The 9,224-nt window shown below is 59.2% G+C and carries 9 protein-coding genes; 6 read left to right on the forward strand and 3 right to left on the reverse strand.

Going from position 1 to position 9,224, the window contains the following annotated elements; genetic code table 11:
* The first annotated feature begins 35 nt into the window (after window positions 1-35).
* The 3 genes from tgt (at window position 36) to FY528_RS20205 (ending at window position 3,406) form a co-directional block, all read left to right on the forward strand.
* A complete protein-coding gene (gene tgt, locus FY528_RS20195) occupies window positions 36-1,166 on the forward strand; it encodes a tRNA guanosine(34) transglycosylase Tgt (RefSeq protein WP_149072827.1) in 1,131 nt (376 codons plus the stop codon).
* 113 nt (window positions 1,167-1,279) lie between these two features.
* A complete protein-coding gene (locus FY528_RS20200) occupies window positions 1,280-2,356 on the forward strand; it encodes an LptF/LptG family permease (RefSeq protein ID WP_149072828.1) in 1,077 nt (358 codons plus the stop codon).
* A 117-nt stretch (window positions 2,357-2,473) separates the two neighbouring features.
* The gene (locus FY528_RS20205; protein WP_149072829.1) at window positions 2,474-3,406 is read left to right on the forward strand and encodes a DMT family transporter; all 933 of its coding nucleotides are present in this window, start codon (window positions 2,474-2,476) and stop codon (window positions 3,404-3,406) included.
* A gap of 18 nt (window positions 3,407-3,424) precedes the next feature.
* Here FY528_RS20205 and ispE read toward each other — a convergent pair whose 3' ends face one another.
* The gene (gene ispE, locus FY528_RS20210) at window positions 3,425-4,237 is read right to left on the reverse strand and encodes a 4-(cytidine 5'-diphospho)-2-C-methyl-D-erythritol kinase (RefSeq protein WP_149072830.1); all 813 of its coding nucleotides are present in this window, start codon (window positions 4,235-4,237) and stop codon (window positions 3,425-3,427) included.
* Window positions 4,238-4,319: 82 nt separating this feature from the next.
* Between ispE and FY528_RS20215 the strand changes: the two genes are divergently transcribed.
* The 3 genes from FY528_RS20215 (at window position 4,320) to FY528_RS20225 (ending at window position 7,010) form a co-directional block, all read left to right on the forward strand.
* Window positions 4,320-4,970, forward strand: coding sequence for a sugar transferase (locus FY528_RS20215; RefSeq protein WP_149072831.1), 651 nt, complete (start codon window positions 4,320-4,322; stop codon window positions 4,968-4,970).
* A complete protein-coding gene (locus FY528_RS20220) occupies window positions 4,967-5,671 on the forward strand; it encodes a NeuD/PglB/VioB family sugar acetyltransferase (RefSeq protein WP_149072832.1) in 705 nt (234 codons plus the stop codon). The genes FY528_RS20215 and FY528_RS20220 overlap by 4 nt, the downstream gene beginning before the upstream one ends.
* 148 nt (window positions 5,672-5,819) lie before the next feature.
* Window positions 5,820-7,010: a DegT/DnrJ/EryC1/StrS family aminotransferase gene (locus tag FY528_RS20225; protein ID WP_149072833.1), complete on the forward strand. Its 1,191-nt coding sequence runs from the start codon at window positions 5,820-5,822 to the stop codon at window positions 7,008-7,010.
* A gap of 310 nt (window positions 7,011-7,320) precedes the next feature.
* On the opposite strand, the gene FY528_RS20230 is transcribed toward FY528_RS20225, so the two are convergent.
* Both FY528_RS20230 and FY528_RS20235 read right to left on the reverse strand, forming a co-directional pair.
* Entirely contained in the window at window positions 7,321-8,352 is a 1,032-nt protein-coding gene (locus tag FY528_RS20230; protein WP_222931847.1) for a DUF6268 family outer membrane beta-barrel protein, read from the reverse strand.
* A 5-nt stretch (window positions 8,353-8,357) separates the two neighbouring features.
* The gene (locus FY528_RS20235) at window positions 8,358-8,825 is read right to left on the reverse strand and encodes a DUF2147 domain-containing protein (RefSeq protein WP_149072834.1); all 468 of its coding nucleotides are present in this window, start codon (window positions 8,823-8,825) and stop codon (window positions 8,358-8,360) included.
* Window positions 8,826-9,224: the final 399 nt, after the last annotated feature.

Raw genomic sequence — 9,224 nt, forward strand, 5'->3', positions numbered from 1 at the left:
CAGCGCCGCCCTTGTCTTTTAGCCTCTCTTCCCGCATGACCTTTGACCTTGTAGCGCAAGATCCGCAAACCAAAGCCCGCGCCGGTGTGGTGCATACGGCCCACGGCAGCATTCAAACGCCGATTTTCATGCCCGTTGGCACGGCAGGCTCGGTGAAGGCCGTGCACCAGCGCGAATTGAAAGAGGATATCAAGGCCCAGATTATTCTCGGCAACACCTACCACCTGTACCTGCGCCCGGGCCTGGATGTGCTGCGCCAAGCCGGCGGCCTGCACAAGTTCAACGGCTGGGACCGGCCTATCCTCACCGACTCGGGCGGCTACCAGGTGTACTCGCTCAGCAAGACGCGCAAAATCAAGGAAGAGGGCGTGAAGTTCCGCTCCCATATCGACGGCTCGGAGCACCTGTTTTCACCGGAGGGCGTGATGGACATTCAGCGCGTCATCGGGGCCGATATCATCATGGCCTTTGATGAATGCACGCCCTGGCCCTGCGAGTACAGCTATGCCAGCCGCTCCCTGGACATGACGCACCGCTGGCTGCAGCGCTGCATCGCGCGCTTCGACAGCACCGAGGGCCTGTATGGCTACCAGCAGACGCTTTTTCCCATTGTGCAGGGCAGCACCTTCAAGGACCTGCGGGTGCGGTCGGCAGAGTTTATAGCGGCTCAAGGTCGGGAAGGCAACGCCATTGGGGGCCTTAGCGTGGGCGAACCCGCCGAGCTGATGTATGAGATGACGGAAATCGTGTGCGACATCCTGCCCCAGGACAAGCCGCGCTACCTCATGGGCGTGGGCACGCCGGCCAACATCCTCGAAAACATTGCCCTGGGCGTGGATATGTTCGACTGCGTACTGCCCACCCGCAACGCCCGCAACGGCATGCTCTTCACCACCCAGGGTATCATCAACATCAAAAACAAGAAGTGGGCCGACGACTTCTCGCCCGTTGATGCGGAACTAGGCGGCTACGCCAGCACCTTCTACTCCAAGGCCTACCTGCGCCACCTGTTCCAGGCCAGCGAGTACCTGGCCGGCATGATTGCCTCGGTGCACAACCTCACGTTCTACCTTTGGCTGGTGGGCGAGGCGCGCCAACAAATTCTGGCCGGTACCTTCCGCGAGTGGAAGGAGCGCATGGTAAAGCAGGTGATGGTACGATTGTAGTGCATTGGTGCGGCGGCTTCGTGCTAAGGAACATCATCCGGCTCGTTTCTTTCAAACGCAAGCACTCAAGCCTGTACACCTAAGCAGGAGGCCCCGATAACTTAAGTACTAACGTGAAGCTGCTCGATAAATACATCCTCCAGAAATTTCTGACTTCCTACATCTTCACGGTGGTGATGCTGGTGTCGGTAATCTGCGTGATTGACTTCACGGAGAAAAACGACGACTTCATCAAGCACGACCTGGGCGCGTGGCAGATTATTTCGGAGTACTACGTGAACCTGTTTCCGTACTTCGCCAACCTGCTCTCGCCCATCACGGTGTTCATTGCCACGGTGTTTGTAACGGCGCGGCTGGCAGCACGCACCGAAATTGTAGCTATTCTGAGCAGCGGCATCAGTTTTCAGCGGCTGCTGATTCCTTACCTGATGGGGGCTACCATTATCGGAATTTCCATTTTTGGGCTGATTGGCTGGGTGATTCCCAACGCCAACAAGACGCGCGTAGCCTTCGAGAAAGCCTACATCAAGAACCCCTACAGCTTCAAGGGGCGCAACGTGCACATCAAAATAGGCCCGAACAGCTACGCCTACATGGAGAGCTACGACAATGTGAGCAACATTGGCTACCGCTTCGCGCTTGAGACCATTGAAGGCACCCTGCTCAAGCGTCGCCTCACGGCCAATACCATTCAGTGGGACTCTACCCGCAAGGCCTGGCAGCTCTCGGCCCAGTTGGTGCACACCTTCAACGGCGACAAGGAAACGCTGCGGAGCTTGCCCGCCCGCGACACCACACTCAACCTCTACCCCAAGGACTTTGCCAGCACCTACCGCCTGGCCGAAACCCTCACGCTGCCCGAGCTGAACCGCTACATCCAGCAAAAAATTGACCGCGGCGCCGACGACACCGAAACCTACCTCATTGAGAAGTACGAGCGATATTCTTATCCTTTCGCCATTCTTATTCTCACGACTATCGGCGTGATTTTGTCGTCGCGCAAATCCCGGGGCGGCGTGGGCGGGCAGATTGCGCTGGGCTTTTCCCTGGCTTTCGTGTTCATCATTTTCGTGATTCTGAGTCGCAACCTGGCCCTGGTCGGCGACCTGTCCCCGCTGGTGGCGGCCTGGGTACCCAGCACCGTCTTCACCCTGATTGGAGCCGCGCTGTACCGCCTGGTACCAAAGTAAAAGTTGCCTAGCTATCAGCTGTCAGCGAATGGCTAATTGCTTTTTCAATTCATAAGCTTGGCTTGCGAACCTATCAGGAGGCTAACCGCTAACGGCCAATAGTGAACGGCTAAAAACATGCTTAAAGACTACTTGCGTCTGCATTTCATCGTGTTGCTCTGGGGCTTCACGGCCATTCTGGGCAAGCTGATTTCCGTGCCGCCGGTAGAGCTGGTGTTTTGGCGCACGCTGCTGGCCGCTACTGGCCTGGCGGGTCTGCTGCTGGTGCGGGGCCAGCCCTGGCGTGTTCCGGCCAGGGAGGTGCTGAAGATGCTCGGTATTGGGGTGCTCGTGGCAGCGCACTGGATAACCTTTTTTCTGGCGGCGCGCCTTTCTTCGGTGAGTGTGTGCCTGGCGGGCTTGGCTACGCTGGCTTTGTGGACCTCTTTGCTGGAGCCCCTGGTGCTGTGGCGCCGGGTGCGGTTCTACGAGGTTGGCCTGGGGCTGCTCACGATGGTAGGCCTGTACCTGGTTTCGCAAGCGGAGCTTGACCAGCTGGCGGGCCTGCTCGTCGCTATTCTCTCGGCGGGCCTCTCCGCCCTGTTCAGCGTGCTGAACTCCAAACTGGTAAAGCAGCATACGCCGCTGCAGCTCACGCTCTACGAAATGGCTGGCGCTTGCCTGAGCATCGTACTGTTTATGCCTTTCTACAGCCACTACTACACCGATGGCGCGGGGTTGCAGCTCCGGCTGGCGGGCCTCGACTGGCTGTGGCTTTTGCTGCTGGCGGGCGTTTGCACGGTGTACGCCTTCTCCACCTCCGTGGAGCTGATGAAGCGCATTTCCGCCTTCGTCGTCAACCTCACCATCAACCTGGAGCCCGTGTACGGCATTGTGCTGGCCGTGCTGATGTACACGCTCCGGGTGCCGGGCTTTGGCCAGGAAAAGCTTTCTACCGGGTTCTACCTGGGCACCGTGGTTATTCTGCTGAGCGTGCTCATTCACCCCGTGCTCGACCAGTGGAACCAGCGCCGCGCCCGGCGCCGGGAAGCCGCCGAGGTGCTGGTATAGCCGCTACCCGTTGCCCTGCTACAGCCGCCCGTCCCACACGGTATAAGGCGCCGGAAAGGAAATTTGCGGGGCAACCGCCGCGCCGGGAAACAGCCCGTACACAGCCGAGCCCGACCCGGAAAGGCTGGCGTACGCGGCCCCGGCGGCGTAAAGGGCCTGCTTGATGTCCCCCAGCACCGGATAATGCGGGGTAAGGGCCTCCTCAAAGTCGTTACCGACGGTATGCCGCCACGTTTCCAAGGGTTGCTGCAGGGCCGTACGCAGGTCGTGGCGGGGGGGGCGCGGCGTCACCCGGGCGTAGGCCTCGGCCGTGCTGATGTGGAGGCCCGGGTAAACCACCTTGCAGGCTATTCCCCCCAAGTTCAAGCTAATGGCCTCGAACACGTCCCCTTTCTCGAAGGCGAAAACGGGCTTGTTCTGAATGAAAAAGGCACAGTCGGCCCCCAGGCGGCGGGCGTAGCTTTCCAGGGTTTCGGCGGGCAGGCCCAGCCCGAACAGGTCGTTGAGGACACGTAGGGCAAAGGCCGCATCGCCGGAGCCGCCGCCCAGCCCGGCCCCGATAGGAACTACCTTATGCAGGTGCAGCTGCACGGGCGGCAAGTCAAAGTCAGCTTTTAGCAACTCGTAAGCGCGCAGGCAAAGGTTGGTGGCCGGCTCGCCGGGAATAGGAATGCCGGTGAGGGTGAGCGTGGTAGCCGAGGCGGGCAGGGCCTCCAGGGCGTCGCTCCAGGGCAGGGGTACAAACACCGATTCCAGGTTGCGGAAGCCGTCGGGGCGCAGACCGGTCACGTACAGGCCTAGATTGAGTTTGGCGTTGGGAAAAACGAGCATGAACGGCAGGCGTTAAAGTCCCGAAAACTACGGCTTCCAACACAAACTCTATTTTTGACCCTTCAGCCCTGCTCCTTCCTTCATGCCCACTGCTGCTCCTTCTTCCTGGTACTTGCGCTGGGGAAAGCGTCTCGTTGACGTGCTGGTAGCCACGCCCCTGCTGGTGCTGGTGCTGCCCTTGCTGCTGCCCGTGGCGGTGGCCCTAGCCGCGCAAAACGGCGGCGCGTGGCTTTTCCGGCAGCGCCGCCCGGGCTGGCAGGGCCACTCCTTCACGCTCTACAAGCTGCAGACCATGACTTCCCGCCGTGATGCCGCGGGGCAGTTGCTACCCGATGCCGAGCGGCTTACGCCCCTGGGCCGGTGGGTGCGGTCTGCTTCCGTGGATGAATTGCCCCAACTCTGGAACGTGCTGCGCGGCGACCTGAGCCTGGTGGGGCCGCGCCCGTTGCTGGAGCAGTACCTGCCGCTTTACTCCCCGGAGCAGGCCCGGCGCCATGCCGTGCGGCCAGGCATTACGGGCTGGGCGCAGGTAAACGGGCGTAATGCCATCAGCTGGGAGCAGAAGTTTACGTATGATGTCTGGTACGTCGACCATGTGTCGTTTGCGCTGGATTTGCGTATTCTCTGGCGTACCCTGGGCCGGGTGGTGTCGGCTCAGGACATTTCGGCCCACGGCCAGGCTACCATGGAAGCTTTCCGCGGCACGCCCCCATCTGATACCCCTACCCTATGACCCAGCTTTTCTTTTCTGACTTGTACAACGCGGAAGGTGGCCCCACGCAGCCCATTGCCATAGTGGGGGCCGGCGGCCTGGGCCGGGAGGTGCTGCTGCTCATCCGCCAGCTCAACGAAGTGCAGCCCACCTGGGACGTCATTGGCTTTTTCGACGACCAGGCCCCGGCAACTTCCGCTATTCACGGAGTGCCGTACCGGGGCACCATTCACGACCTGAACGAGTGGCCGGAGCCCCTGCACGTAACCGTGGCCGTAGGCAGCAGCCGCAGCCGCGCAGCCGTAGTGCAGCGGCTGAGCAACCCCCAACTTTCTTTCGCCACGCTGGTTCACCCGGGCGTAATGCTGCGGCCTTACCAGCACGTTAGTCTGGGCGAGGGGTGCATTATCAGCCAGCAGTGCGTGCTTACCACCGACATTACCCTGGGCCGGCACGTTTTGCTGAACCTGGGCTGCACCATTGGGCACGATGCCGTGCTGGAGGATTTCTGCTCCCTGATGCCCCACGCCAACGTGGGCGGTGGGGCTCACTTAGCCCCGGAGGTTTACCTAGGTACCAACGCCACCGTGATTCAGCAGGTACAGGTGGGGCCACGCACAGTGGTTGGGGCCGGAGCCGTAGTAGTGCGCCAGTTACCCGCCGATTGCACGGCCGTAGGCGTACCGGCCACCGTGGTAAAACAGCACACTGCTGTCTCCTGACTATCAGACGACTACCTCAGACATACCGATCAATTTAAAAGAAACTGCCTTATTCTACTGAATTCGCCTGTTTTGTGGCGTATCTTATTCAAGTGCTGGCATCAAAATCAGCGGCTCCATTGCTCTGCTTTCTTTCCCTTTACTACCTATGCGCAGCCAGGATTACGACCGACTATACCTCTCCCCGCCCCACCTCGGCCGCCACGAAATCAACTACCTGCACAAGGCCCTGGAAGACAACTGGGTGGCACCCGTAGGCCCCAACCTCGACGGCTTCGAGCGGGACATCTGCGAGTTTACCGAGGCCCAGGCCTGCGTGGCTCTTTCCTCCGGCACGGCCGCCATTCACCTGGGCCTGAAGCTACTGGAAGTTGAAGCCGGCGACGAAGTACTATGCCCCTCTTTCACGTTTGTGGCCACGGCCAACCCCATCGTGTATTGTGGCGGCACCCCAGTGTTTATCGACAGTGAGCCGGATACCTGGAACATGTGCCCACAGCGGCTGCGCGAAGCTTTGCAGGCACGCGTGGCAGGCGGTCAGCGCCTGCCAAGGGCGCTTATTATCGTGCACCTGTATGGCATGCCCGCCCGCTTGGATGAGCTACTGGCGGTGGCCCGTGAGTATGGCATGCCCGCCCGCTTGGATGAGCTACTGGCGGTGGCCCGTGAGTATGGCATTCCAGTGCTGGAAGACGCAGCCGAGGCCTTGGGGGCACGTTATAAGGGCCAACCTCTGGGTACGTTTGGAGATGTTGGGGTTTTCTCCTTCAATGGCAATAAAATCCTGACCACCAGCGGCGGGGGCGCCCTCGTAACCAACCGCCCCGAGTGGGCGGCCAAAGTACGGTTTTGGGCTACCCAGGCCCGGGACCAGGCAGCCCATTATCAGCACTCGGAGCTGGGGTATAATTACCGGCTTAGCAACCTGTTGGCCGGTATAGGCCGGGGCCAGATGGAGCTGCTGGAAGACCGCGTAAAAAAGCGCCGCGAAATCTACCTCTGGTATTGCGACAAGTTGCGCCACCTACCCGGCCTGGCATTTGGCCCCGCGGAACCGGCCGGCAGCCGCTCCAACCGCTGGCTGACTACTATCCTGCTCGATGCGGAACAAACCGCCGTCACGCCCGAGCACCTCCGGCTGCACCTGGAAACGCGCAACATCGAAAGCCGCCCCCTCTGGAAACCCCTGCATCTACAGCCCCTCTTTGCCGATACGCCCATGTATGGTAGCGCCGTATGTGAAAACTTATTTACCCGCGGTTTGTGCCTGCCCAGCGGCTCAGCCATGACGGAAGGTGATTTGCGGCGAGTAGCCGATGCCATTGAGGAGGCATTTTAGCCCATTAGCAGGTATACCTTGCTTGTTTGCCGCACATAAAGTTCATTATCCAGCACAAAACGCACAAAAGGTTTCTCACTAGTATTCCTGCATGAGCTGTGGTATAAAACCGAGTACCATCAGTAGCTCTCTATCATAGCTTGGAAATAAGCTTCCGCACAAAGCCCGCACCCTAGCTTGAACCGCATACTTCGGGCGTACCGATTGATGGATTCAAGTAAGGAGCGGGCTTTCTAAGTACCAGCAAAATTAGGGGCCTTTTCCATGTGCCTTAGCCTCAGCACCGGGGAAACGGCTCCAGGTTTTCAGGTTAAGGACTTACCAGATTAACGCTCACGTTGAAGTAAAGTGGGTTGCCTAGCGTGTTCTCAAACACCGGCTTATCGTCGCCGGTGGGGTTTTGGGTGGTAAAGCCATCAAAGCGCCAGTTGTAGCGGTAGCCCACCTGCGCCGATAACCACACAAAGCCCGCCAACTGCCGCTCGTAGGTAATGCGCGGCTTCAGCTCCCCGCGGCGCAGAAAGATATCTTGCCCATCTACTGGTCCCAGATAGTAGGCGTTGCCTTCTATTTCGTAGCCCAGCATCAGCAAAGAGCTGGTGCCAAAGCTGCGCCGCAGGTTAGCCCGGGCCGGGAACACCGCTTCTACCCCCCAGCGCGGGCTAAAGGTGCGGTTGTAGAATACCACGGGTATGTGCAGCAGCTGGCCGGCCCGGTAGGTGCGTGTCACTCCCAAGCCCCACATAAAGTTGTCGTTGGGCTTCCAGCCGTAGATGGCTGTGCCACTGTACGTGAGGGCCTGGCTGCTCACATCGCCGAAGCTACGGTAATTGCCATTCAAATCGGCGCTGGCCTGCAGCAGCAAAAAGCGCTTGATATCGAAGGGCTTAAATACGGTGGCATTCACGCCCGTGGAGCGCAGGCCCTTGTTCAGGGCCTGCCACAAACCTGGGGAGCCGGGCACTTGCACGCTCGTGTTCCAGTATGTGAGGCCGAGGTTAAGAATAAAATTGGAGCGCGAAATTACCGGGGCATTCACGCCTAGACGCAGCCCCCGGAAACGCTCTACCTCCTGGGTAAGTGGAGGGTCGAAGGTTTGCCCACTGGTGGTGAGGTCGAAGCCAGGTTGCCCCTCATAGCCTAGAGAAATCAGCTTGGTGGGGCTTAGGTAAAGCACCTTCTGGGTAGCAAACGTGCGGGCTGCCTGCCCATCGGCATCCCCAAACTCACCGAAGTCCAGTGAATCGGCGGGCGCGGGCGCAGCAGGTGGGGCGGGCGTATCCTGCGCCTGCGCGCCGGTAGCCAGTACCAGCGCGGCTACCACGGAGTAGAAAGTTCGCATAGCGGCTACTTCTTCTTGCTGATCTGCCGCTTCCACACGTCGGTACGCCCGAACAGGGACACACCAATAAAGCCGCGCACTTCCAGCGTGTTTTCGTCCACGAGCGTCATCTCGCAGGAGTAGTCACTTCCGTTTTTAGGATCGTAGATGCTGCCCGATTCCCATTTATTGTCGCCCGAATAGCTGAAGCCGCGCATGTTCTCCAGCCCTTTCAGCGGAACCTTCCGCTTGCTTTCGTCAGGATTGTTTACATCCGTACGGGGCGTGCCATCGGGGTTGTTGGGCACTTTGAGCCACACAATTCGCCCAAAATACTTGTCTCCCTTTTTGTAAATCTGCACCATACCTGTACCCTCCCCATTTTTCCAAACTCCCAGTACGGCATCGGGGTTGGTAGCCCGGCCAGCCAGGGCCAGGGTCAGAGTGACAAGTAGCAGGATGGCAGTGAGTTGAATTTTTCGTAACCAGTTCATGAGTGGGTGTATAGTGGGTTCACAATAAAAGTAATACTATTATATATAATGCTATTACTTTAATCCAATTTTAATCTCGTTCATATCGCATTGCAGGGATGCTACCCCAGGTGCGGCCTGCCCACACAAATGAACGCCTACTATCTGATCGAAGCCTGCTGCCCGGCATGGAGGCATTTATGTAGGAACTGAGCTACCCGCACCTATTATCAGCCAAAAAGCCTTACCCGGCTACTTCCGCAGAAGTCACCCGGGCAAGGCTTAATATCCAGCTATCAACTAGAGAGTGTGGACAGTCAGCGCATCCAATCCAGGGCGGCGAGCAGGTGAGCGACGGCTAAAAAAGAGGCGGCGGTTTTCTCGTAGCGGGTGGCCAAGCCTCGCGCTTCTTTGAGCCGG

Source organism: Hymenobacter lutimineralis, from assembly GCF_008271285.1.
GTDB lineage: Bacteria > Bacteroidota > Bacteroidia > Cytophagales > Hymenobacteraceae > Hymenobacter > Hymenobacter lutimineralis.